Genomic DNA, 23,568 nt, shown 5'->3' with positions numbered 1-23,568 from the left:
CCCTCTATGTTGCCCGCTGGGGCCCCAGAGATGCCACACTTAAGCCATGACCCTTGTGGATGCCGAAAATATCGTCACTTTAAAAGTGCCGCCTTCTCTGATTTTCGCCCACTTACCACGCATGGCCTTAACTACTCTGCTGCGCATCCACCGCATAAGCCCCAGCGATCTCGGCGACCTCAGTGCCAATCTACAAAAAGCCACCGAAGATCTTGCTCAAGGAAACGCCGATATATCCGTTGACTTTTTGATCACCGACCAACAGGTAGCAATAACTTTACAAACGGGAAAACAAACAAAAAAACTCTGCGCCGATCGGCCCAGTTAACCCATATCTCGAAAATCTAGAATCTAAAATCTGGATCTAGAATACTTCTGAAAATCAGCTCCGGTTATTGACCCGTTGAGCCGAAACCGCCCTCGCCTCGCGATGAATCATCCAATTCGTCGACCTCTACAAAATGAGCCGCCTCCACTCGCTGAATAACCAACTGAGCAATACGTTCCCCTCGCACTACCTCAAAAGGGGTGGACGGGTCGGTGTTGACCAACAAAACTTTTAACTCGCCGCGATACCCCGAATCAATAAGGCCCGGAGTATTCAAACAAGTCACCCCATGCTTTAAAGCCAAGCCACTACGCGGCTGTACAAAACCGGCATATCCCTCAGGAATCGCAATAGCCGCCCCAGTCGCCACCAAAGCACGGCCACCACCAGGAGCCAGGGTCACGTTTTCACGGGCCACCAAGTCGGCGCCGGCGTCTCCTTCTTTGGCATAAGCCGGAAGAGCTAAATCTGGGTCAAGTCGTTTAATTGGGATGTCCATCACAACGGTGAGCATAGACGGCCCGTAGGCTGAGACGGATGTTGGCATGGATGGATCTTGAGATGACGGGGCTTGACCCCACCAGCGACGTCATTGTGGAGATCGCCACCCTCATTACCGACGACGATTTAGAGATCATCGCCGAAGGCCCCGATTTAGTAGTCCATCAACCGCCCGAAGCCTTAGCGCTCATGGATGACTTCGTACGCAACATGCACACCAAATCTGGATTGCTGCCAGAAATAGAAAATGCCACCCTCTCCCTTGAAGAAGCCGGAGCGCAAACCTTGGCTTTTCTTAAAGAACACATCCCCGATGCAGGCACCGTGCCGCTTTGTGGAAACTCCATCGGCACCGACCGGCGGTTCCTTCTCGCTGGTCTTCCGGAGATTGAAAACTTTTTGCATTACCGCTCGGTTGATGTATCCACCATTAAAGAACTCGCCCGGCGCTGGTACCCAGAAATAATGGCCAACGCTCCCGCCAAAGCAGGCGGCCACCGAGCACTCGACGACATCCAAGAATCGCTTTACGAGTTGCGTTACTACCGCAAGCACCTGATAAATCCCCGCTAGCCGCTTCGTTGTTGAAGCCGCAATACCTCTAAGGTGTCCTCTGTGAATCATGCGCACGGTGAGCCCATCGCCACCAAGCCGACTCGGCAAGAACAAGAACCCGCCCAAAGCGACATAACTGAAGTGGCAGCCGGCGTTTACCGCCTGCAATTACCTATTTCTATGCCCGGCCTGGGCCATGTAAATTGTTATGCCTTAGAAGACGCCAACGGGTTTACCTTGGTCGACCCCGGCCTGCCCGGAGAAGAATCTTGGGCGGCCCTACAACAACGCCTCAGCCAACTTGATGCCAGCATAAAAAATGTGCACACGGCACTGGTTACCCATAGCCACCCCGACCATTACGGCGGCGTGCACCGTTTGCAAGCCGACCACGAAATCGCCGTAATTACCCACAGCGATTTTTATTCCTCTTACGCCCCAAGCCGAGCCAGCGAATTTTTTGATGATCTGAGCACCGCATCACTTGACCTCGCCGACGATGAAGACATCGAAAAGTTTCGTGATTCCATGCGCTTTTCCAACCCCTGGGGTACCGACCGAGAACCCCCTTCGGCAGAACACATCCGCACCTGGGGAGCGGTAGCCGAAGGAATCGGCACCAAAATTTTCCAGCCCCCAGAAACTTCAGTTTCTCTTAACGACAGCGACGAGATCACCATCGGCGGCCGCACGTGGTTGGCTATCCATACTCCGGGCCACACCCATGATCACCTTTGCCTCTACGACCCCAACGATGGTCTGTTTTTGTCGGGCGACCACGTACTGCCCACCATCACCCCGCATATCGGCGGGATTACCGCTATGGATGATCCGCTGGCCGTGTTTTTTCGCTCTCTGGAACGCATGCACGAATTTCCTAACATCAGCCAAGTACTCCCCGCCCATGGGCACCCCTTTCTTGATTTGGCCGGCCGAGCCGACAGCATTATCGACCACCACAACGAGCGGTTAGACCACCTGCGTGAAGCCGGAGCCGACTTAGGGCAAGCCCCCGTTGAGGTTTATATGCAGCACCTCTTTAAAGAACGCTCATGGGGCGACATGGCAGCTAGCGAAACTTACGCCCACCTTGAACACTTAAGAATTTTGGGTGACGCTACTCAAGATGAAGAACAGGGCCTCAAAACTTACAACGTGGCTTAATGCTCGTTACCGAGGATTAGATCCTTTAATCATTTGACAAACAACTACTTTATGGTGTTGAGTAGTCACTGGTAGTAGTTCCCGCTTATCCTTAAGTGGAACAAATACTTAGCATCAATACCAAACTCAACGAATAGGCAAAATTTCCGTGAACACGAATCATCACCACCATTACAGCCCTGTGGCTGGCCGGTCGGTTCTCGTGTCGCGTCTGACCGAAACTACCTATTCACCCAAGCCATGGGCCTCCAAGAACACTTTTATGTTCTGGACTGCTCACCAGCGCCCTCGAGGAGTTTTTAGCTAGCACGCTAAAAACAACTTAATTCCTCGAGGCCGCCGGATTCATCCGGCGGCCTTTCTGATTTTTACCAGCCCCTTTAGACCCGCCCCAAAGAAAACTCACTACCCAAAGAAAGAGACAACACCATTATGGAAACCCTCACCACCATTACCTTCGAACCAGAGTTGTGGCGCAACGACGCCGCTTGCGCCCGTCTGGGTGTACCCACCGGCGTGTTCTTCTCTGACCACCTGGGCGACATTGCCCAAGCCAAACGCATCTGTGCCGACTGCCCGACTATGGTCGCCTGCCTCGAAGCAGCGTTAACCCGCAACGAACCGTGGGGGGTTTGGGGTGGGCAATTGTTCCGTAACGGAAAAATGTTGGCCAACAAACGACGGCGCGGCCGGCCCTCAAAAGTGCCGCGCCCCGAAGAACAACTTCCGGAGGTGCCTATTCCCCTGCACCTTCTTTCAGAACTCCGCTCGGCCTAACCGAGTAGAGCAGCGGCAACGGGCTGCGGTGACGTTTTAACGAACCGCAGCCTGTTGCCCCCCAAGGCGGGTAACTTGCCTTATGCGTCGCCCACCCCATTTTTGGCTACTGGCCTTCCTGGCCGCCAGTTTTTTGCTGGCCGGATGTAGTAGCAGCGACCCAACGGACGCCTCTGAGCACCTCACTCAGTCATTTGTTTTACTCGATGGCTCCACCACAACTTTGGATGACCTGCTGGCTGAAGACGGGCGACCTTTGGTGATTAACCTTTGGGCCACTTGGTGTGCTCCCTGTTTAGAAGAAATGCCAGATTTTGAAAAAACTCACCAAACTTATAAAGACGAGGTTCGCTTTGTCGGCATAAATATAAGTGACTCACCGGCACGAGCCGCCGAACGGATTGACCAGCTCGGTATCACTTATCTTTTGGGGGCCGACCCCGACGGCGATTTTCTTCTTACCTTTGGCGCAGTTGGCTTGCCCGCTACCGCCTTCATTTCAGCGGACGGCACACTAATTGATGTGCATATGGGAAGAACTGCCGCACCTGACTTGGTTACCAAGGTGGAGGAACTTCTTTCATGATTGATATAAGTCTGGCCTTGCCCTTCACTTTGGGTTTAGTAACCGCCGTGAACCCCTGCGGGTTTGCCATGTTGCCCACCTGGTTGGGCTACTTCATGGGCAACGATGCGGCCGACCAAGATGCCCGCCCTGAACAAATATGGCGAGCCTTCATGGTCAGCCTGACCATGGCCAGTGGGTTTGTTCTGGTTTTCGGTGGATTAGGCCTCGCCGTTACTTACCTCACCAGTGAAGAAGCAGTCGCTCAAAAAACCCCTTGGATAACTGTGCTGATGGGCGTGTTGTTTGTCCCCTACGGCTTGGCTTTGCTTTCTGGAAAACAGATAAAGATCCCCTTTTTGCGGCCTAGCCGAGGCCCGGGAAGTAGCGAATTTTTCTCCGTTCTGGGTTTCGGCATGTCTTACGCTGTTGTTTCCATTGGTTGTGCCGCTCCTATTTTTCTTTTACAAGTAGCCGGAAGTTTTGGGCGAGATGGGGTAATCGAGGGGCTCATCACCTACCTGGCCTTCGCCGCGGGTATGGCCGCCGTAATAACTGCGCTCACCCTGTCATTAGCCATGGCCCGTGGCGGGTTGGTACGCAACCTACGGCGCCTCTTGCCCTACATGGATCGCATCGGGGCCGGCTCACTGGTGGCCGGCGGCGCTTACCTCATTATTTACGGCATCTACGAAATTCGCATCCTCAACGACCCCACCACCGCATCAAACCCCATTGTGGATGCCGTTACCACCTTGCAAGTGCACCTCACCGTGTGGACCACCCAAACGGGTGGCACCCAAGTAGGGCTCGCCCTTTGGCTCATCGTGCTTACCTTGCTGGTTTGGGGGATGCGCCCAGCACTCACCGCCTCACTCCGAAAAACCGCCACCTGGTTTACCGTGGCCAGTTGGTTACTGGCTGAAGGGCTGTACCAGCGGGGCGAGTTAATCATTTTTCCGGTAGCCCGCCTAATTATTTCTTGGCCTGCTCGTATGGCCAACTGGGTCAACGACCCGTGGCGCGGCGCCACCCCGTTAGAAATTCTGCTCAGCCTTGGGACACTGCTGGTGATTTTTAGTTTCCTAAAAAAACGGCGTTAGTTTCACCGACACCTCAAAAATCTTCCCGGGCTAGGGTGCCAAACGCTCGATAACCCAATCTTGGCCTTGACCTTCTTCTTGGTCTTGACGCCTATATCGCAACCGATCGTGCAACCGGTCGGGGCGGCCCTGCCAAAACTCAATGAGGCGAGGCTCCACGCGAAAACCGCCCCAGTGGGCGGGCCGTTCAATATCTTCATCGCGCCACCGCACCATCTCGGCACCAAAACGCTGGTCAAGTTCTTCTCGGTCGGCAACCACCGTGCTTTGGTCCGAAGCCCAGGCCCCCAATTGGCTGCCCCGCGGACGCGTAGCCCAATACGCATCTGCCTCATCAGAAGACAACGGATCAGCGGCCCCCATTACCCGCACTTGGCGACGCAACTCCACCCAAGAAAATGTCAACGCTGCTTGCGGCACAGCCACAAGTTGGCTGGCTTTGTCGCTGCGTAAGTTGGTGAAAAAAACAAACCCTTGTTCATCTACTTTTTTTAACAACACCACACGAGCCGCTGGCCAACCCTCCCGGGTCACCGTAGACAAGGTCATGGCATTGGGCTCCCAATAACCAGCGTCAGAAACCTCTTGATACCAGCGCTGAAACTGCTCAATCGGGCTGGCCGCCACCTCGGCCACGTCTAAACCCCGATCCTCGTAGGTTTCGCGTACTTCACTCAAGTCCATAGCCCAAGGCTATCTACGGGTCTGCGCTGCTGCCCACTGGTCGCACTCACTCTGCTTACCCATAAAGAACCCCTAAGGTAGGAGAGATGCGTTTATTTCCTGCCATTCTCGTAGCCCTCGGTGGGGCCACCGGAGCCGCCACCCGGTGGGCCATTGTCACCCAAGGGCCCGGGCTCTGGGAAAACCTGCCCCTCACTGTTCTTTTCATCAACATGGCTGGCTGCGCCTTGTTGGGCCTTTTGCTGGGCCGCGGGATAACAGAACAACCTCGGCTTTTGCTGGGTGTGGGCTTCTGTGGCGGGCTCACCACTTTTTCTACCTTTGCCGTAGACACCGCTGGGTTGTTTCAGGAGAGGCTCTTTGACGAGGCTTGGAGTTTGCTGGCTTTTTCGATAATTGGCGGGCTAGTGGCCTTCCTGCTGGGCCGCAAAATCGGTAAGCAACTCGCATGATTTTTACTTTCTTGCTGTTCTTGTTACTGGCGGCCAGCGGAGCCGTCTTACGTTGGTTACTCAGCCAGCAAGGTCTTAAAGGCACCGTCTTCGCTAATGTCCTCGGCGCTTTTTTACTGGCCTTAACCAGCGATTGGATAGACGCCGGAGCCACCATTATTGGGATAGGTGCCCTCGGGGCCTTCACTACTTTTTCAACATTGGCCGCTGAAGCCACCCAAACTTACGAACAAAACGGCAAAAGTAAAGCGCTTCTGTACCTTGCCGCCACTCTTGCTTTAGGAGTTTCAGCCGCCTACCTCGGGTTAACCCTCAGCCAATAACCGTGGCGCCCCGCAAGTAAGGCTGCAAAGGCTCCGGTACCGCAATGGTCCCATCTGGTTGGCGCCAGGTTTCAACTACGGCCGCCCAGACCCGCGGCACCGCTAACCCCGAACCATTCAAGGTATTCACTATCGCTGTGCCTTTTTGGTTTTCTGGCCGGTAACGCACGTTGGCCCGACGAGCCTGATAATCACTAAACCACGAGATCGAAGAAACCTCAAGCCACTGATCGGCCCCCGGAGCGTAAACCTCAACATCAAAAGTTCGGGCCGCCGAAGCCCCAATATCGCCGGTGCAGAGATCCAACACCCGATAAGCCAAGCCTAAATCGGTCATGGCTGATTCAACCCGAGCCAAAATATCGGCATGCACCGCGGGCGCCTGCTCAGGCGTGGCGTAAGCCAGCAACTCAACCTTGTCGAACTCATGAACCCGCAACAAGCCCCGAGTATCACGCCCCGCTGAACCAGCCTCGCGGCGAAAACACGAAGTATGGGCCATAAGTTTCATAGGCAGATCGGCTTCGTTCAAAACCTCATCACGAGCCAGCGAAGTCAACGGCACCTCAGCGGTAGGGATAGCCCACAAATCATCACGCTCTAAATGGTAAGCATCGTCAGCAAACTTCGGCAAATGGCCAGTGGACACCATGGTCTCGGTTTTTACCAGAGTCGGTGGGCGCATTTCTTTATAAGCATCAGCGTTACGGTCCAACCCGTATTGGATCAACGCCCGACACAAGGTGGCTCCCCACCCGGTGTACATAACAAACATGGAGCCAGAAAGTTTGGTGCCTCGCTCTACATCTAACAAACCAAGCTCTTCGCCAATTTCCCAGTGAGGAACTCGCTGATGCTCACCGTAAGCCTCGGCATCAAAATTTTCGTAACGCATAATGACGTTGTCTTGCTCGCCCGCACCGTCGGGGCATTCATCGGCCGGAACATTCGGAATACCCAGCAGCAACTCCCGTACCTGCACCGCTAACTCATCTGCCTCGGTCGCCAAAGACTCTTCTGTAGCGCCCAACTGCCGGCTTTGTTCTTGAAGTTCCCCCGCCTCATCAGCTTTACCGTCGCGATGCAACGCCCCCACTTGCTGGGAAAGTACCTTAATCTCGCTACGCACATCATCTCGTTGCGCAGCCAACACCCGCTGTTGAGCATCCAGAGACACCACTTGGTCTAGAGCATCTCGGTCACCGCCACGACGACCTATGGCAGCAATGACCCCCTCGGGGTCGGCTCGTAAGGCTTTTATGTCAATCACAGTAAGAACCTAGCGTCCCGCAGCCGGCCGGAGTCGCTGTTCATCATCGCGAATGCTGGCCGTATACCGATAAAACTTGACCAAAATAATTCCCCACAGGTAGAAACCGCCAATAATTTTCATAATGACCCCCGCAGCTTGCTGATCGCTGACCACCGAAATACCCCAAAGTTCATAACCATTGTCGTAGTGCTTGTACACCGTGCCTTCAGCAAACGTCAGCCAGGCGGCCGGAATGGTAGGTATCACCGAGTTCAAGAACAGATAAAGCATCTGCCCGGGAGGAGAAAGCCGAAGCTCTTGAAGCGGCGAAACCACCGGCAACCACATCAGTAAAGCCGAAACAAAAAGCACCAAATGTAAGAAATAGTGGAACATGCCGCTATCAAACGACCACTGCACCATGCCACTCCAGTGCGTGATAGCAGCCAGCGCATTAAAAATAACCGCCGCCGCCACCGGGTGGCTAAGTTTACGAATCAGGCGGGAACCCCAGCCACCATCCAAAATAATTAATCGAGCCAGCCACACCGGCATCGCTAAAAGAAACAACGGCGGTGCGATCAAGGTAATCACCATGTGCTGGATCATGTGCACCAAGTAAAGGTGCTCCTCAGCAATGTCGTGAATCGGCCAATCCGCCACCGCATAGAGCAGCAAAGTCGCCGTTACAAAAGACCACTTTTGTTTGGTGGTAGCCACCGGGGTACCAAGCGGAAGCACCCGGGGCCCAATACGAGTAGACCACACCCCCAACATAATGATGGCCCCTACTAAAAACCAGACCTCAGGGTGCGGCTCCCAGCGCCAAGGGTCGTCGGCCACCGCCAAAAGATTCAACATAAAGAGTCCTCCCTGCCTTCACCGAAGGCCGGGGCAAAAGGCACGTTAGCCCTTCGACCAAAACTCAAAGATCGTCAAAAATACCAGGTACACCGAAGTGGCCAAAATAAGGCCAGCCACAAAAAACTTGGTAAACAACGGGCTATCAAAACGCAGATGCATGAACCAAGAGGCGACGTAGAAGAACTTCACCACCATCATGACCATCAATACCGGGATAAGCGCTACCCCAATATCCACGAAATACGTAGCCACCTCAGCGGCGGTAATTATCCCCAGCAACAACGCAATCTGAATGTACTTAGCGTCTGATGGGTGATCGTGATCGTCGTGGGCTACCTCGGTAGCCACTGCTGTTTCTGAAGTGCTCATAATTTTCCGATCAACTGGTGGGGTTCGGAACCAGATAAATAACGGTGAAGATAAAGATCCACACCACGTCAACAAAGTGCCAGTAAAGACCAACGATCTCTACCGTTTCGGAATTCTTTTCTTTCAAGTTTCCTCGGAGCGACGAAATCAGCAGTGACATCAACATAACGATGCCCAAACTGACGTGTATCCCATGGAAACCGGTCAAGGTAAAGAAAGCCGACGAGAAGGGGCTGGTGGTGAAACCCAAGCCTTCACGCACAAAAGAGGTGAACTCGTAAACCTGGCCGCCGACAAACAAAGCGCCCAGTAGAGCAGTGGTCAACAACCACAAGCGGTTATTGCGAATATCGCCGCGCTTTAAGGCCGACAAAGCCAGCACCATGGTCAGCGAGCTCATTAACAATACGAATGAACTCACCGAGGTGAAGGGAATGTCAAAAATATCGCCGGGCGCTGGGCCAGTATGAAACTCGTTGCGGTACAACAAATAAGTAGAGATAAGAGCACCAAAGAGCAAGCATTCAGAGCCCAAGAAGACCCACATAGCCAACTTGTTGTGGCTAATCCCCGTGTTGGTGGGGTGTTCGGTAGTGGCTGCCTCAGACAACGGGGGCCTCCTCAGTAGCGGTTTCTTCAGAATCGTCGTGATGGCCATGTGGACCGTCGGGATCGTCAACCGGTTCGAACACCCAGGCGAAGAGCGAACCCACCATCATGATGCCACCCGGGATGGTCAGCCAAAGGCTGAAAATAAGACCCAACCCCACCAAAGGCAGTCCGGCGGAAAATACCAGCGGCCAATAAGAAGGGGAAGGAAGGTGCACGCCGGTAGCTGAACCGTCTTGACAAACTTCTTCCGCAGTAGCTACCCGCACGATGCGACCGTCTTCGTCGGTACCGTACTTGCGGTGCCAGAATTCATCCAAGCTTTCCACAACAGGAACTTCATCAAAGTTGTGTTCCGGCGTGGGGTTCGGGGTTAACCACTCAAGGCTACGGGCGTCCCATGGGTCAGGTCCGCAATGTGGTTGGCCCTTTGCTTTAACCGCTGAGACAATCACGTTGATGACAAAAATCAGCACACTGGCAGCGATAATGAACGAGCCAATTGAAGCCACCTTGTTCCACAGTTCAAAGCCAAAGCCGGGGCTATAGGTATCGATGCGGCGAGACATGCCTTGCAAGCCCAAAGTGTGCATCGGACCGAAAGTCATGTTGAAACCAACCAGCATGACCCAGAAGTTGACCTTGCCCATGGTTTCGTTGAGCATGTGGCCAAATACTTTTGGCCACCAGAAATAGAAGCCGGAGAACAAACCAAAGATAATCCCACCGAAGATGACGTAGTGGAAGTGAGCCACGATGTAGTAGGTATCGGTTTGTTGGGTGTCCGATGGGGACATAGCGTGAGTTACTCCAGAAAGCCCACCAATGGTGAACATGCTGATAACGCCAACGGCAAACAACATGGGTGCAGTGAATTTAATTTTACCGCCCCACATGGTGGCCAACCAGTTCAAAATCTTTACCCCGGTGGGCACCGCAATGAACATGGTGGACAAAGAGAAGGCCGCTACAGAGAGTGGGCCGATACCGGAAGCGAACATGTGGTGCGCCCACACGCCCCAACCCATGAAACCAATAGCGATACCTGAAAACACCATGAACTCGTAACCAAAGATGGGCTTGCGGCTAAAGGTCGGGATGACCTCCGAGATAATGCCGAAAGAAGGCAGAATCAGAATGTAAACCTCAGGGTGCCCAAAGATCCAAAAGAGATGCTGCCAAAGCAGTGGGTCGGCACCCATCTCGGTGTTAAAGAAGTTCGCCCCGAATTGGCGGCTAAAGATCAGCAAGAACAACGCCACGGCGATAACCGGCATAGCGAAGACCAGCAGCAACTGCACCACCAACATCATCCAGGTAAAGACCGGCATTTTGAAAAGGGTCATCCCGGGGGCCCGCATGTTCAAAATGGTCACGGTCAAGTTAATGGCCGACACCAACGAAGCGATACCGGTGATTTGCAGGCCAATGGCGTAGAAGTCCATACCCACGCTTGGTGAGTAGATAATGCCGCTGTTGGGGGCATACCCAAACCAACCGCCATCGGGAGCGCCACCTAATACCCAAGACAAGTTAAGGAAAATGGCTCCCGCTAAAAACACCCAAAAACTCAAGGCATTCAACCGAGGGAAGGCCACATCTCGAGCACCGATTTGTAACGGAATCAAATAGTTACCAAAGGCAGCAGCCAGCGGCATAGCGGCCAAGAAGATCATGGTCACCCCGTGCATGGTGAACACCTGGTTGTAGGTATCCGCACCCAAAATGGTGCCGTTGGGGGTAGCGAGTTGCAAACGGATAAGCAGCGCTTCGCAGCCCCCGATGACAAAGAAAACTAAAGCAGTGGCCCCATAAAGGATGCCGATTTTTTTATGGTCAACCGTGGTAACCCAGTCACGCCAACCCCCGCCACCTTTCGGCCGGGTATAGACGCCTATGGGGCGGTTTGTCTCAACAATAGTGTCGGTCATTATTCGACCTCCGTGGCTTCGATAATGCTTAATCTAGGTGAGTTACCTAGGGTGGTCAGATACGCCACCAAATCGTCAATTTCGTCTTCGCTTAAACCCATGGCCGGCATACCGCGGCGGCCCTCGGCGTACGCAGGTTTTTCTGCCGGGGCATTACGTAACCATGCTTCAAGTTGGGTGCGGTCCAGGCTGCCGTCAGGCTCGTAAAGGTTGAAAATGCCACCGGCGTAGGTGGTGCGGCTCATAAAATGCGTCAAGTTTGGTGCCGCATTAGAAACAAGGTCGGCCCCCGTGCTGGTCTCCCCGTTAATGCTGTTGACCACGTGACAACGGGTGCACTGGCTTTCAAACACCGCTTGCCCTCGCAAAGCAGCTTCATCTGTTGGTTCAGCAGGGTTAGCAAGTTGCTCAGTGATCCAAACTTGAAAATCTTCTGGGGTCATGGCCACCACCTGCATCTGCATGCGGGAGTGAGAAAGGCCACAGAATTCGGTGCATTGCCCAAAGTAAACCCCCGGGTTGTCGGCTTCAAGTTTCCATGGGTGCACTCGGCCGGGCGCCACATCGCGTTTACCGTTGAGGGCGGGAATCCAGAAACTGTGGATGACATCTCGACTGGTAGCTGAAAGTTCAATTTCTTGACCGATGGGGATGATCATCTGGCTTGAGGTAACGATGTCTGCGGGAGGCAAGTTTCGGGCATCGCTGAGGTCAACCCCATCGAGGCCATGCAAGTAGTAGCGGAACTCCCACCACCATTGTTGGCCAACTACCACAACTTCAGGCTCCCAAGTAACTGTTTCGCCATCAACTTGAATGGAGATTGCGTTATCTTCACGGTCGTTAAGGCTGGCCAAAACAATCAAAGTAAAGACCGCAAGAACCGCCAAAATAATGGTTGGAACTGCTGTCCATAGCAACTCAAGTTTAGTGTTTCCGTGAATTTGTGTCGGAAACTCTTCATCTTCGTGGTTATCGCGGAACTTCCACCAGATAACCAACGTGACCCCTAAAACCATAGCAAAAATTACGTAAGCCAAGATGAGCACTGGCTGTAAAAGGTTGTCGATCTCTTGAGCCAACGGGCCCTGAGGGTTCATAGTGTCGAGCTCGGCATCGGCGGCACACCCGGTAACCGTCAATAAAGTTGCCAGACCCAAAAGGCCTCGCCATGAGCGCAATCGCTGAAAAATCAATGGTCCGTCTCCACATGAGCATCATCTGAAGTTCCACCCTTTTGGTGAAACTCGCGTTCTCCGTTAGCAGCAGCAACAATGCCGCCCACGATTATTGCCACAAACCCCAAAGCCAAGATGCTTTGTAAAACGCCCCGCGGTATAGCCGGGCGAGCGCTGATGAAAAAAGCCAGCGCAAAAATTCCTACGCCAATCACCGTGGCCACCACTACGGCCCCATTTACTGAAGAGGCAAGAAGAATTCGAGAAACCGCGAGCACCAACACCCCGATGCCCATTAAAGACAGCAAAGGAATTTCAATAGGCCGCAACAAGTTTTCTCGCATCTCACGGTTACGTACCGGATCACCAGTGAGTTTTTCAGACCAGTTGGTCATCGTCCACTCAATAGCCATAGCGGACACAATCAACAGGCCCGCAACAAATACTGCTGGGTGAAGTACTAGGCCAAGCATCATCACGGCAAAACCGGCGGCACCTAAAACCGGCCACAGTGAAGGGCCAACGTTTATTTGTGCATCCGGGACTTCGCCTGAATCAAGTAGTTGCGCAACGGCGTCGGTATCCGCATCACGAAAGGCCGACGCAAACATGGCCAGCAACCCCGAAGCCGCTGACATCATCATCAAGGTGCCGTAAACAATATGGTTACCGACGGCCCCCTTCCAGCCCAGAGTAAGGGGGCCGGTTTCGTCGCCCCCGGTGGTATAGCCAGCAAAAGCAGCGGCAACCATGGCCGCCAGACAGAGGCCGAGCCAAAATTTAGTTCCTTTGGTGAGCATGATGAATCCCTACTTACCGATGTAGATGAATAGCCAGATAAACGAATAAACAGCCACCGCGGCGTACCAATAGAGTGCCGCCGAAGATACTAAATCATGATGTTGCGCCGTGTCTTGGCCGCCTAAGGTTCGGAGCAACAAAAGCCCCAACCAAAATACACCCAAGCCCACCATCACCATATGGGCACCGGCAATAACGTAAAAGAGCAGCGCAGCCTGGTTGTAATCAACCGGAAGGGCAATGTCTGTAAAGTAAAAAACTGTTTGATTGATAAACGCCACACCCAAGAGACCGGTAATCAAAATCGCCAAGTAAGCGTGAGTGCGATCGTTGTTTATGATCGAATAAACCGCCCACGCCATGGTGACGGCGGACAACGCCAAGGTGGCCATGTTCATGCCGCCTGGTACCAGCGAGATCGCACCCTCTGGAAACCATTCAGACCCCCAAGCCAGCGTGTCGGAACGCACCGAGAAGTAGAGAGAGAACAGTCCACCAAAGAACATGAGCGCCGCCGAGGTGGCGAACATGGTCCCCACCATCAAGGTGCGGGGACGGTTTGCCGGTGCAACCGGCGCAAGAGTAGACATCAGGCGCTCCCCTCGATGTTGGACCACTCAAGGGTTGTTCCACCCCACGGGTTGGTCACTGCAGGTTCGTTCGAGCGAAGATGACGACAACCTGAAATCACTCCATGTAATGCACCCGCTAAGGCCAATCCGTAACCAATTATCGCTATCAAGTTCAAGGCATCTACGTCTGAACCCGAGTTTCCAGCTTCGCTCAGCACCGCACCGGTGAAGTCATTTAAACCGTTAAAGCCGTTGATTAAGTCCGCCACACCAACCAGGCCAAGACCCAAAGCAATGAGAAGCCCCGTAATGAGCAGCGGGCGTTGTGGCGTAGCTTGCCCAGCGACCAAATCGCCCCACCAAGCAAGTCCGGCGGCTATACCAACTACCACGGCAGCCAAGGTAAAGGTCATTTGGGCGCCCACGGCAGAGGTGCCGGCCAAAGCAAACGATTCAACAGCGTTTAAGGCACCAACTATTGTGCCCACCAACAAAAACAACAAAGACAACATGGCTAAAACCAAGGGGGTTGCCGTAGCGCTTTCCGCTTCTTTTACCCCACTGCGCAAGGTGCCAGCCAAAGCACCCCAAGCCATAAACACCGCCAACACGGCCACAAAAGCAGCTACTACTGAAAACGCTTCTTGGCGTACCGGGGTGCCAAGGTCAAAATATGTTTGGGCATAAGCACCAAAGCCCACGAAACCCAACAAGCACATGGCGCCGAACATCCGGTTGGTGTTCAGTTTTGCTTTCACCGCTACCGGCACGATGTCGGCCACTATGCCTAATACCGGCAAGGCCCAAAGATAAATTTGCGGGTTACTAAAGGCCCATGAGAGTTGTTCCCAAATGGTTTCTTCCCCACCAAAGCGCACCGCCGGGCGGCCACGAAGATCAACGTAGATAAGCAATAAGTTGCCCATTAAAACGGGAAAAGTAAGGATCCACATGGTGCCGGCTACCAGCATTGACCAACTAAAGGCAGGCACATCGCCCAGCGACATACCGGAAGAACGGCCCGTTACCACGGTGGTCAGTACGCAAATGGTGGTGGCCCCGATACCCAGAATCACCATCATTAGGCCTACCAAGGTGATAGCTACTGCCTGAGTTTGACTGGTGGCCCCAGGGGCACCTACGCCACCATCAACGGCAAAGCCGGTCACGGTAATCGCCGCACCAAAGAGCCATACCCAAAAACCAGCAGCGGCCATGCGGGGAAAAACCAAAGAAGATGCGCCGACTTGGCGAGGCACTACCGCGGTAGCCAAACCAAGGATGGTAGGCAAAATAGCCAGCAGCACCAAGCCCACCCGATGAGCAGACCAGAGTTGAAAGATCACGTCAGCGCCATCAAAGATGCTGGCCGTACTCAAGTCAAGGCGCTCGAGTCCAGCTAAAAAGCCCACCCCGATGCTAAGAAATAATCCAAGTCCGGCAGCGCCAATCCAATACCGCGACAACAAGGTCGGGTCGGTGGTGGTTACCGCTCGTTCAATAACCGTGGTATTTTCGCTCATTAAAAATTCTTCACTCTGGTAGGCCTAAACAGAACTCGTCATTTTCAGGTCTGAGCATGCTCAGACCGTTAGATACTAGATGGAATATTTCCACTTCATGCACTTGTTTGCTCTGACTTATAGGTAGCCGCCATGAGTCAACAATGCAGAACTGGGTCAGATCCGCTGGAAGAAACCATAGGCGCCCGGCAAGGCCGGGCGGCGCATCGTCTTTTTAATTTCTCTCTCACCGGATCACCACATCGAGGGTAATGGCCCCAAAAAGTAAGGTGATGTAGGTAATAGAGAACGAAAAAAGCCGCATGGCGGAACGCTCGGTAAGTTCTTTTCGCACAACAAAGGTGTAGGCGGTAAACACAACGCCCAACACGATGGCCGATACCAGGTACAGCAATCCCATGTCAGCTACCGGAGCAAAAATCACGGTGAGCGCTACTTGAATAATGGTGTAGCGGATTATGCGATTAGCGGTGACCTCTAAGCTACGCACCGAAGGAAGCATGGGCACCGAAGCCGCCGAATAATCGTCGCGATATTTAATGGCCAAGGCCCAAAAATGGGGAGGCGTCCAATAGAAGATGACCAAGAATAAAACAATGGGGGCCCAACTCAACGAGTTGGCCACCGCGGCCCAACCCACCAAAACCGGAACCGACCCAGCGGCTCCACCAATAACGATGTTGTGGGTAGAGGTGCGTTTAAGCCACAAAGAATAAACAAACACGTAAAACAAGGTGGCCGAAATAGCCAGTACCGCACTCAACAGGTTGGCAAAAGCCCATAGCCAAACAAAGGCCAGCGCTTCCAAAGTCAAAGCAAAGATTAAGGCATTGCGGCCGGTCATTACCCCGGTCACCAACGGACGCCCGCTGGTGCGTTTCATTAATTTGTCAATGTCTTGATCAATCACCATGTTTATGGCGTTGGCGCCACCGGCGGCCAGGGCCCCACCCAAAACGGTGGCCACCATTAGCCACACCGGAGGTACCCCTTGTTGAGCCACAAACATGGTGGGCACCGTGGTGATTAAAAGCAGTTCAATAATGCGCGGTTTGGTCAACGCCACATAGCCGCCAACTTTGGCGCGAAAAGAAAGGGGGGTGGTGGTGGGCATCGTCATCAGGCTAGAAGGTGAGGCCGCGGGAATGACCGGAAACCAGAGTTCTCCGGTGTTTAACCCAAGAGCCAATCTGCCGGGGTGGGGCCTTCGGGGAACAACCGGGTTTGGAAACGCTGCATACCACTTAACCACCGGTCAACATCATCTGCTTTACGTCGGGTGTACTCGGCTACGTCATGGTGGGGCAACACATGAAACCTTTCGTCAGCAAGTGCTTCGATCACCGTGCTGGCCAATTCTTCTGCGCTGAGTACCCCGTCTACCGCTGCGGCATTTGACGAGTTGTCATCGCCCAACAAATGAGGGGTTGGGCTATTGGCAATAATGTTGGTCTCTACCGCTTGAGGACAAAGCACGGAGACCCCAATGCCGCGGTCGCCATAAGTTATTTGGATCCACTCAGCTAAAGCAACGGCTGCGTGTTTGGTCACCGAATAGTGCAGCGACCCGATTTGAGTAAGCAACCCCGCCGCTGATGAAGTATTCAAGAGCCAACCGCCGCCCTGGTCAACCATGTGGGGGATGGCGTAGCGAGCGGCATAAACATGGGCCATGACGTGGACATCAAACATACGCAACATCTCGGCATCGTCGGCTTCGAGGCCGCCCACCGTTACATAACCGGCGTTGGAGACAAAAAGGTCAAGAGCTCCGTGGTGGGCCACCGTGTCGGCCACTAAAGCTTTTATGGCTGACTCGTCGGCCACGTCACAAGCCACCCCGGTACCCCCTACGGCGGCCGCTACTTCAGCGGCGCCTTGACCATCACGGTCTGCAACCACTATTGCTCGCGCCCCCTCCGCATGAAATCGTTGAGCCAAAGCAGCACCAATGCCGCTGGCCCCTCCGGTAATGACGGTGACTTTATTTTTTAGTTCCATAAATGAGGATCCTACGAAGTCTTTAGGGTCGGTGCCTGACCGGGCCGTAGACTATTGAGGTGACCCTCACTCTTTCTCCTTCAACGTATCGCCGGATTACTGGTTGGGCGCTATTTTTTTTAGCAGCCATTGTGGTCACCGGTGGGGCGGTTCGTTTAACCGGTTCTGGTCTGGGTTGCCCCGATTGGCCTACCTGCGAGTACGACCAGTTTGCTCCGGAATCTGGCATTCATGGGTGGGTAGAGTTCGGTAACCGGTTGATCACTGGGTTGGTTTCGGTGGCCGTAATTTTGGCGGTACTGGGTTCGGTGCGGCGAACACCACGCCGAAATGACTTGCTGCGTTGGTCGTGGGGGTTGGTGGCTGGCATGGTGGGCCAAATTGTTTTAGGTGGGATCGTGGTGCTCAGCCACTTGAACCCTTGGCTGGTCTTGGGGCACTTTGGACTTTCCATGCTGCTGATTTGGAACGCCGTGGTGTTGCACCACAAAGCAGGCGACCACCCGGAAAAAGCTGCACCTCTATTTATTCGCCGTTTAAGTTCGGTTTTAGTTGGCTGGGCGCTAATTGTTTTGGCTACCGGAACGCTAGTTACCGGTTCGGGGCCTCATACCGGTAGCCGTGAGGACCCCATAGAGCGTCTTCCTTTTGCCATTACTGAGATTGCTCGCATACATGGTTCAGTGGTGGTGATCTTTTTACTTTTGGTAACTCTTTTCGGTACCCAGATTTTTCTTCATCCCGGAACTAAGGCACTGCAACCTTGGGCTCGTTTGCTGGGTTTAGTGGTGGTCGGCCAGGCCGCACTTGGTTGGACGCAATATTTCACGGGAGTGCCAGAAATTTTGGTTGGTTTACATATTGCGGGAGCGACCGCTTTGTGGGCCACGCTGGTAAAAATTTGGCTGACCGCCGCCGGGTCTTCATGAATACTCCTGCCCCACTTGAGGTTGAAGAACCCAGCATTGGCCAAGACAGTCAGGTGGCTGCTGACCAACCGTGGATTGTTTTGGTGTGGAACGACCCCATCAACTTGATGTCCTACGTGTCGTTTGTTTTTCAAAAACTCTTTGGTTACTCCCAAGAAAAAGCTGACCTTTTAATGCTCGATGTTCACGACAAAGGGCGTGCCGTGGTTTCTTCGGGCACGAGAGAACGCTCCGAGTTAGATGTTTTTCGCTTGCATGAGCATGGGTTGTGGGCCACCATGCAACACGAGGACGCTTAATGCTTTCGCAGCGCCAAGCTTTTCGTAACCGCCCTCGGCAAGGCTTAATTGAGATTTGTCTTGATGACCATGACCGGTTGTTGATCGCTGACTTGGCGGGGCAGTTTCGTTCGTTGCTTTCCGAAGGAGACGATGCTGCTTTGCAACGTCTTTATCCCACCGCTTACCCCGATCACCCGGAACACAATGTGGAGTACGGCCAGTTGGTTCACGACGATTTGTTGCGGGGGCGTCTCGAAGCCATAGAGGTTGTGGAGGCCACTGCTCAGGAGCCTTCTCTTAGCCTTGACCAGTTAAACGCTTGGATCACCGTGGTGAGTGGTTTGCGATTGGTAGTAGGCACTCGACTTGATGTTTCTGAACAAGATGAGTTTGACCCGGAGGCTGAAGATGCCCCCATGCAGTCGCTTTTATGGTGGCTAGCCATGCTGTTAGACGAAGCCGTTACGGCGGCCAGCGACTACCTGCCCGACCCGTTAACGCCTTGACGGTAAAAACCTTTCTTGAACCGGTCAACCTTTTTTCTAAATCGCCCTTTTCTCTAAAATGGGTCGCCCTTTTATTAGGACGGTGGTAACGTGACCCGTCCTTCGCGTGAGGAAGAGCCCCCATCGTCCAGCGGCCTAGGACGCCTGCCTTTCACGCAGGTAACACGGGTTCGAATCCCGTTGGGGGTACAAAACATAGATCGAGTTTGGAACTTTTGTTCTAAGCCTCGTTGGTCCTGTGGTGCAGTTTGGAGTGCACGCCGGCCTGTCAAGCCGGAGGTCGCGGGTTCAAATCCCGTCAGGACCGCCACCGTGGCCCACCCAAATTTGGGTGGGTACTACGGGGTCGGGTAGCTCAGTTGGCAGAGCGTCCGCCTGAAAAGCGGAAGGTCACCGGATCGACGCCGGTCCCGACCACCAGACAAAGCCCACCTCCCGGTGGGCTTTGTTGCTTTTGGTGACCTAATGTTTTCTCATGGCCGTTGACCAGCGCGTACTTATTTCTGAAGCAAATTTGCGCCAAGTTGGTGGCGTGCCCACCGAAGATGGCCGTTTTGTAAACACCGGTTTGTTATTTCGGAGCGGTTACCTCAGCGACCTTTCGGGTGACTCCTTTAATCTTCTCCAAGGTTTGGAGCTACGCAATATGGTGGATTTACGCCGACTCACCGAAAGCCAGGAACGGCCTCATCCCAAACTGTTGGATTGCCGGGTGCATGCTTTTTCAGTTTCTGAAGATGACAACGAGTTTGCGGTCATCGCCAACCGGTTGGGTGAACCGGGTTTGTCGCAACAAGCGCCAGAAATGATTGCCCAATATTTTGCCGGCAATATCACTCATCGCCTAGATCGCTACCGCCCGGTTTTTCAGTTTGTTACCAACCCTGACCACTACCCATTGTTGTTTAATTGCACCGCAGGTAAAGACCGCACTGGTTTTGTGGCGGCCATCGTGTTGCGTTTGTTGGGGGTAGAAGAGTCCGTGGTGGTTGACGATTTTCTTTTAAGCAACGAGGTCCGCCGAGTGTGGATCGACCAAAAATTTGTGGAGTTTCGTGATCGCTTGGCTCAGGAATCTGGTGTAGCGCCAGAAAGTTTAGACGACGACGTGTTGGCCCCGTTACGCGTGTTGTTGCTGACCCAAGCCTCTTTTATTGAAGCAGTCTTTGCTGCGGTGGAGCGTCAGTGGTCTTCCTGGGACGTTTTTCGCCGAGATGGGTTAGGCATTGACGACGCCCAGTTTTCGCGGTTTCAAAAATCTTTACTGGTTTAACCTGCTTACCTTTGCGCGGCTCAAGTTTTTAAGGCATGATCAACCTCTAAACCACTACGAGGTGAACCATGACTTTCCATGAAAACATTTACATCAACGGTGCTTGGGTGCCTTCGGGCGGCGACACCGGCATTGAGGTAATCAACCCCTCCACTGAAGAAGTCATTGGTTCAACGCCACGCGGGGTGGCCGCCGATGTAGACGCGGCCGTAGCCGCGGCCCGAGCAGCCTTTGGACCTTGGGCTGCCCTGAGCCTCGAAGAACGCTTGGGCTACATTGAAGGATTGGCCGGACAATTAGGGGCTCGTATGCAAGAAATGGGTGCGCTTATTTCTTCCGAAATGGGTATGCCGACCATGTTGGCCAACATGATTCAAGCCGGTTTGCCGACCGCTACTACGGGCAGCGTGCCTGGTACCGCTCGGGCCTTTGCTTTTGAAGAAGACCTTGGTCGCACTTTGGTTACCCGCGACGCCGTTGGGGTAGTGGCTTGCATTACTCCGTGGAACTATCCGTTACATCAGATCATGGCCAAGATTGCTCCCGCTATGGCCGTGGGTTGCACCGTGGTGCTCAAGCCCAGCGAGGTTGCCCCATTGAATGCCTTTTTGTTGGCCGAAATCATTGATGGCTTGGGCTTCCCCCCGGGCGTCTTCAACCTGGTTTCTGGGCTGGGCCCCGAGGTCGGCGAAGCTATGGCCGCCCACCCCGACATCGACATGATTTCTTTTACCGGTTCTACCCGGGCCGGCACACGGGTAGCCGAGGTAGCTGCCCCCAACGTGACCCGGGTGCATCAAGAACTCGGCGGCAAGTCGGCCAACATTATTTTGGATGACGCCGATTTCTCGGCCGCTATTCCGGGTGCCGTCAACGCTTGCTTTTTAAACTCGGGCCAAACCTGTAGTGCCCTTACTCGTTTGTTGGTGCCAGCAGACCGCATGGATGAAGCGGCCGAATTGGCCGGGCAAATTGCCGCCGCCTTTACCCCGGGAGCGGCCGACGGTGAAGGTACCCGCCTCGGACCACTTGTTTCTCAAGCCCAGTGGGATCGGGTACAAGGCCTTATCCAAACCGGTATTGACGAAGGCGCCACTTTGGTAACCGGAGGAACCGGTAAACCGGAGGGCCTCGATGTGGGTTATCACACCCAACCGACGGTGTTCGCTAACGTCACCAACGACATGGCCATTGCGCGTCAAGAAATCTTTGGCCCGGTGCTTTCCATTATTGGTTACACCGATGATGCTGATGCAGTGGCCATTGCCAACGATTCGGACTACGGCCTTTCTGGTGGGGTGTGGGGCACCGACCCCGACCGTGCCTTGTCGGTGGCTCAGCGTTTACGCACCGGCCAGGTAGACATGAATGGTTCTATCTTGAACACCGATGCGCCTTTCGGTGGATACAAAAAATCGGGCAATGGTCGAGAGTTGGGTCGCCACGGGATGGAAGAATTTTTAGAGGCCAAGCAAATAAACCTGCCCGCTGGCTAGCCGGACTTGCTAATAACGATCGTTATCGGTAATATGTGGTTTAAGAGTTAGCCATCTGGCTAACTTCTGAACATAGTCCCTAATTGCGGAGGAACCATGAAGATCACCGTTGACGCCGAAAAATGCGAAGGCCATAGCCGTTGCTACTCGCTGGCCCCTGAGTTGGTAGACGTAGATGACTACGGCAACGCCTTTGTCCTCAACGAAGGTCAGGTTCTCGAGGGCATGGAAGAACGAGCTCAACTCATCGTGGACAACTGCCCAGAGTTCGCTATCGAAATTCACGAGGGTTAAGCCATGACCGACACCGAACGCTGCCCAGTAGAAAATGTCGCCACCGATTACGACATTTTTGACCCCGACTACATCAACGACCCGGTGCCCGCCTGGACAGAAATACGGGAAGGTCAATGCCCTATTGCTCACACCGAACGGTGGGGCGGATCATGGCTCCCCACCCGCTACGAAGACGTGCAGGCCTTAGCCAAAATGGTGCCTGAACTTTCGAGCGCCAACCCTGGCCCCATCGTGGTCAACGTTCCCGAAGAGTTCCGCCGACCGGAACGCGAAGGCCTCAACGGAGCGGCCCCCATCAGTGCCGACCCGCCTGAACAAACCTGGACCCGCAAAGCGCTGCTTCCACATTTCACCCCCAAAGCCATTGCCCCACAACGCACCTACACCGAAACCCTCTGCCAAGAACTCATCGACGGGTTCATAGACAACGGTGGCTGCGACGGCGCCGTCAACTACGCCCAACAAATCCCCCCTCGGGTTATTGCCCACAAGCTCGGCGTAGATGAAAACATGGTTGACGAATTCATCGTCTGGGTGCGCGGCGTTCTAGAAATAGGCCTCACTCAACCCGAATTGCGTCTCAAATACGGCGACATGATCCACGGCTTCTTCGCCGATGAGGTAGCCGAGCGCCGCCAAAACCCCCAAGACGACCTCATCACCGCCCTCTGTAACACCGAGGTCGATGGCCAAATGTTGCCCGACCAGGTAATCGTAGGGATGTGCAACCTGCAGTTAGTGGCCGGCATTGACACCACCTGGTCCTCTATTGGCTCAGCACTTTGGCACTTTGCTACCCACGAAGAAGACCGCCGCCGTATGGCCGCTACCGACCACGACGACCCCCTCTGGGATTCCGCCATTGAAGAACTACTACGGGCCTACTCGGCGGTCACCATGGCCCGCACGGTTATGGAACCTGTTGAAATAAGCGGCGCCAGTTTGCAAACTGGTGACAAGGTGTTGATGAACTTCCCCGGTGCCAACCACGACCCCGAGGTATTCGAAAACCCCGACCAAGTCATTTTGGACCGACAACGCAACCGCCACATCGCCTTCGGCGCCGGCATCCACCGCTGCGCCGGGTCCAACCTAGCCCGCATGGAAATGGAAGTAGCCCTCAAAACCTGGTTCGCTCGCATCCCCGAATTCACCTTGGCCAATCCCGATGAGGTGACCTGGGCCGGCGGCCAAGTACGCGGCCCCCGCATCTTGCCCCTCAACTTCGGCTAAC

General features: G+C 54.0%; 28 protein-coding genes and 3 tRNA genes. 18 read left to right on the top strand and 13 right to left on the bottom strand.

The window, feature by feature from the left end:
* Positions 1-46: 46 nt before the first annotated feature.
* Positions 47-328 (top strand): hypothetical protein, encoded by a 282-nt coding sequence (locus EYQ49_09425; protein ID HIG26090.1) that lies wholly within the window; start codon positions 47-49, stop codon positions 326-328.
* A gap of 64 nt (positions 329-392) precedes the next feature.
* Here the strand turns inward: EYQ49_09425 and EYQ49_09420 are convergent, their stop codons facing one another.
* On the bottom strand, positions 393-827 hold the full coding sequence (locus tag EYQ49_09420; protein HIG26089.1) for a dUTP diphosphatase: 435 nt from the start codon (positions 825-827) through the stop codon (positions 393-395).
* Positions 828-865: 38 nt separating this feature from the next.
* Between EYQ49_09420 and EYQ49_09415 the strand changes: the two genes are divergently transcribed.
* The 5 genes from EYQ49_09415 to EYQ49_09395 all read left to right on the top strand — a co-directional run bounded on the left by EYQ49_09415 (position 866) and on the right by EYQ49_09395 (position 4,993).
* Entirely contained in the window at positions 866-1,402 is a 537-nt protein-coding gene (locus tag EYQ49_09415; protein HIG26088.1) for an oligoribonuclease, read from the top strand.
* Positions 1,403-1,444: 42 nt separating this feature from the next.
* Positions 1,445-2,548, top strand: coding sequence for an MBL fold metallo-hydrolase (locus EYQ49_09410; GenBank protein HIG26087.1), 1,104 nt, complete (start codon positions 1,445-1,447; stop codon positions 2,546-2,548).
* A 432-nt stretch (positions 2,549-2,980) separates the two neighbouring features.
* Complete coding sequence (locus EYQ49_09405) at positions 2,981-3,325, top strand: WhiB family transcriptional regulator (protein HIG26086.1); 345 nt, start codon at positions 2,981-2,983, stop codon at positions 3,323-3,325.
* An 82-nt stretch (positions 3,326-3,407) separates the two neighbouring features.
* A complete protein-coding gene (locus tag EYQ49_09400) occupies positions 3,408-3,911 on the top strand; it encodes a TlpA family protein disulfide reductase (GenBank protein HIG26085.1) in 504 nt (167 codons plus the stop codon).
* Positions 3,908-4,993 (top strand): hypothetical protein, encoded by a 1,086-nt coding sequence (locus EYQ49_09395; GenBank protein HIG26084.1) that lies wholly within the window; start codon positions 3,908-3,910, stop codon positions 4,991-4,993. Before EYQ49_09400 ends, EYQ49_09395 begins: the two co-directional genes overlap by 4 nt.
* A gap of 30 nt (positions 4,994-5,023) precedes the next feature.
* On the opposite strand, the gene pdxH is transcribed toward EYQ49_09395, so the two are convergent.
* Positions 5,024-5,677: a pyridoxamine 5'-phosphate oxidase gene (gene pdxH, locus EYQ49_09390; GenBank protein ID HIG26083.1), complete on the bottom strand. Its 654-nt coding sequence runs from the start codon at positions 5,675-5,677 to the stop codon at positions 5,024-5,026.
* Positions 5,678-5,763: 86 nt separating this feature from the next.
* Here pdxH and EYQ49_09385 point away from each other — a divergent pair, with 86 nt between their 5' ends.
* Positions 5,764-6,129, top strand: coding sequence for a CrcB family protein (locus EYQ49_09385; GenBank protein HIG26082.1), 366 nt, complete (start codon positions 5,764-5,766; stop codon positions 6,127-6,129).
* Positions 6,126-6,452, top strand: a complete 327-nt coding sequence (locus EYQ49_09380; protein ID HIG26081.1) for a fluoride efflux transporter CrcB — start codon at positions 6,126-6,128, stop codon at positions 6,450-6,452. Before EYQ49_09385 ends, EYQ49_09380 begins: the two co-directional genes overlap by 4 nt.
* Here EYQ49_09380 and serS read toward each other — a convergent pair.
* From serS to EYQ49_09325, 11 genes are all read right to left on the bottom strand, one after another.
* Positions 6,442-7,722, bottom strand: coding sequence for a serine--tRNA ligase (gene serS, locus EYQ49_09375; GenBank protein HIG26080.1), 1,281 nt, complete (start codon positions 7,720-7,722; stop codon positions 6,442-6,444). The two genes, EYQ49_09380 and serS, sit on opposite strands and share 11 nt — an antisense overlap.
* Before the next feature lie 9 nt (positions 7,723-7,731).
* On the bottom strand, positions 7,732-8,565 hold the full coding sequence (locus EYQ49_09370) for a cytochrome c oxidase assembly protein (GenBank protein HIG26079.1): 834 nt from the start codon (positions 8,563-8,565) through the stop codon (positions 7,732-7,734).
* A 45-nt stretch (positions 8,566-8,610) separates the two neighbouring features.
* Positions 8,611-8,937: a hypothetical protein gene (locus EYQ49_09365; protein HIG26078.1), complete on the bottom strand. Its 327-nt coding sequence runs from the start codon at positions 8,935-8,937 to the stop codon at positions 8,611-8,613.
* A 10-nt stretch (positions 8,938-8,947) separates the two neighbouring features.
* Positions 8,948-9,595 carry a heme-copper oxidase subunit III gene (locus tag EYQ49_09360; GenBank protein HIG26077.1) on the bottom strand — a complete coding sequence of 216 codons (648 nt, stop codon included), beginning with the start codon at positions 9,593-9,595 and terminating at the stop codon, positions 8,948-8,950.
* On the bottom strand, positions 9,540-11,477 hold the full coding sequence (gene ctaD, locus EYQ49_09355; protein HIG26076.1) for a cytochrome c oxidase subunit I: 1,938 nt from the start codon (positions 11,475-11,477) through the stop codon (positions 9,540-9,542). Before ctaD ends, EYQ49_09360 begins: the two co-directional genes overlap by 56 nt.
* The gene (gene coxB / locus EYQ49_09350) at positions 11,477-12,637 is read right to left on the bottom strand and encodes a cytochrome c oxidase subunit II (GenBank protein HIG26075.1); all 1,161 of its coding nucleotides are present in this window, start codon (positions 12,635-12,637) and stop codon (positions 11,477-11,479) included. The genes ctaD and coxB overlap by 1 nt, the downstream gene beginning before the upstream one ends.
* Before the next feature lie 32 nt (positions 12,638-12,669).
* Entirely contained in the window at positions 12,670-13,455 is a 786-nt protein-coding gene (locus tag EYQ49_09345; GenBank protein ID HIG26074.1) for a hypothetical protein, read from the bottom strand.
* Between the two features lie 9 nt (positions 13,456-13,464).
* Positions 13,465-14,046: a hypothetical protein gene (locus EYQ49_09340; protein HIG26073.1), complete on the bottom strand. Its 582-nt coding sequence runs from the start codon at positions 14,044-14,046 to the stop codon at positions 13,465-13,467.
* Positions 14,046-15,551 (bottom strand): hypothetical protein, encoded by a 1,506-nt coding sequence (locus EYQ49_09335; GenBank protein ID HIG26072.1) that lies wholly within the window; start codon positions 15,549-15,551, stop codon positions 14,046-14,048. The genes EYQ49_09340 and EYQ49_09335 overlap by 1 nt, the downstream gene beginning before the upstream one ends.
* A 226-nt stretch (positions 15,552-15,777) precedes the next feature.
* On the bottom strand, positions 15,778-16,665 hold the full coding sequence (locus tag EYQ49_09330; protein HIG26071.1) for a protoheme IX farnesyltransferase: 888 nt from the start codon (positions 16,663-16,665) through the stop codon (positions 15,778-15,780).
* Between the two features lie 59 nt (positions 16,666-16,724).
* Positions 16,725-17,552, bottom strand: coding sequence for an SDR family oxidoreductase (locus EYQ49_09325; GenBank protein ID HIG26070.1), 828 nt, complete (start codon positions 17,550-17,552; stop codon positions 16,725-16,727).
* Between the two features lie 59 nt (positions 17,553-17,611).
* On the opposite strand from EYQ49_09325, the gene EYQ49_09320 reads away from it, so the two are divergent.
* The 10 genes from EYQ49_09320 to EYQ49_09275 all read left to right on the top strand — a co-directional run bounded on the left by EYQ49_09320 (position 17,612) and on the right by EYQ49_09275 (position 23,567).
* Positions 17,612-18,481 carry a heme A synthase gene (locus EYQ49_09320; GenBank protein HIG26069.1) on the top strand — a complete coding sequence of 290 codons (870 nt, stop codon included), beginning with the start codon at positions 17,612-17,614 and terminating at the stop codon, positions 18,479-18,481.
* Entirely contained in the window at positions 18,478-18,780 is a 303-nt protein-coding gene (gene clpS / locus EYQ49_09315) for an ATP-dependent Clp protease adapter ClpS (protein HIG26068.1), read from the top strand. The genes EYQ49_09320 and clpS overlap by 4 nt, the downstream gene beginning before the upstream one ends.
* The gene (locus EYQ49_09310) at positions 18,780-19,268 is read left to right on the top strand and encodes a DUF2017 family protein (protein ID HIG26067.1); all 489 of its coding nucleotides are present in this window, start codon (positions 18,780-18,782) and stop codon (positions 19,266-19,268) included. Before clpS ends, EYQ49_09310 begins: the two co-directional genes overlap by 1 nt.
* 116 nt (positions 19,269-19,384) lie before the next feature.
* A tRNA-Glu gene (locus EYQ49_09305) sits at positions 19,385-19,460 on the top strand.
* Positions 19,461-19,500: 40 nt separating this feature from the next.
* Positions 19,501-19,578 (top strand) — tRNA-Asp (locus tag EYQ49_09300).
* 34 nt (positions 19,579-19,612) lie between these two features.
* A tRNA-Phe gene (locus EYQ49_09295) sits at positions 19,613-19,688 on the top strand.
* 55 nt (positions 19,689-19,743) lie between these two features.
* Entirely contained in the window at positions 19,744-20,541 is a 798-nt protein-coding gene (locus tag EYQ49_09290) for a tyrosine-protein phosphatase (protein ID HIG26066.1), read from the top strand.
* Between the two features lie 68 nt (positions 20,542-20,609).
* Positions 20,610-22,037: an aldehyde dehydrogenase family protein gene (locus EYQ49_09285; GenBank protein ID HIG26065.1), complete on the top strand. Its 1,428-nt coding sequence runs from the start codon at positions 20,610-20,612 to the stop codon at positions 22,035-22,037.
* A gap of 96 nt (positions 22,038-22,133) precedes the next feature.
* Positions 22,134-22,331, top strand: coding sequence for a ferredoxin (locus EYQ49_09280; protein ID HIG26064.1), 198 nt, complete (start codon positions 22,134-22,136; stop codon positions 22,329-22,331).
* 3 nt (positions 22,332-22,334) lie between these two features.
* Complete coding sequence (locus EYQ49_09275) at positions 22,335-23,567, top strand: cytochrome P450 (protein HIG26063.1); 1,233 nt, start codon at positions 22,335-22,337, stop codon at positions 23,565-23,567.
* Position 23,568: the final 1 nt, after the last annotated feature.

The organism is Acidimicrobiia bacterium, assembly GCA_012959995.1.
GTDB lineage: Bacteria > Actinomycetota > Acidimicrobiia > Acidimicrobiales > MedAcidi-G1 > MedAcidi-G2B.
Note: the sequence above shows the minus strand (reverse complement) of the source record. Positions and strands in the feature narration are given on the sequence as shown.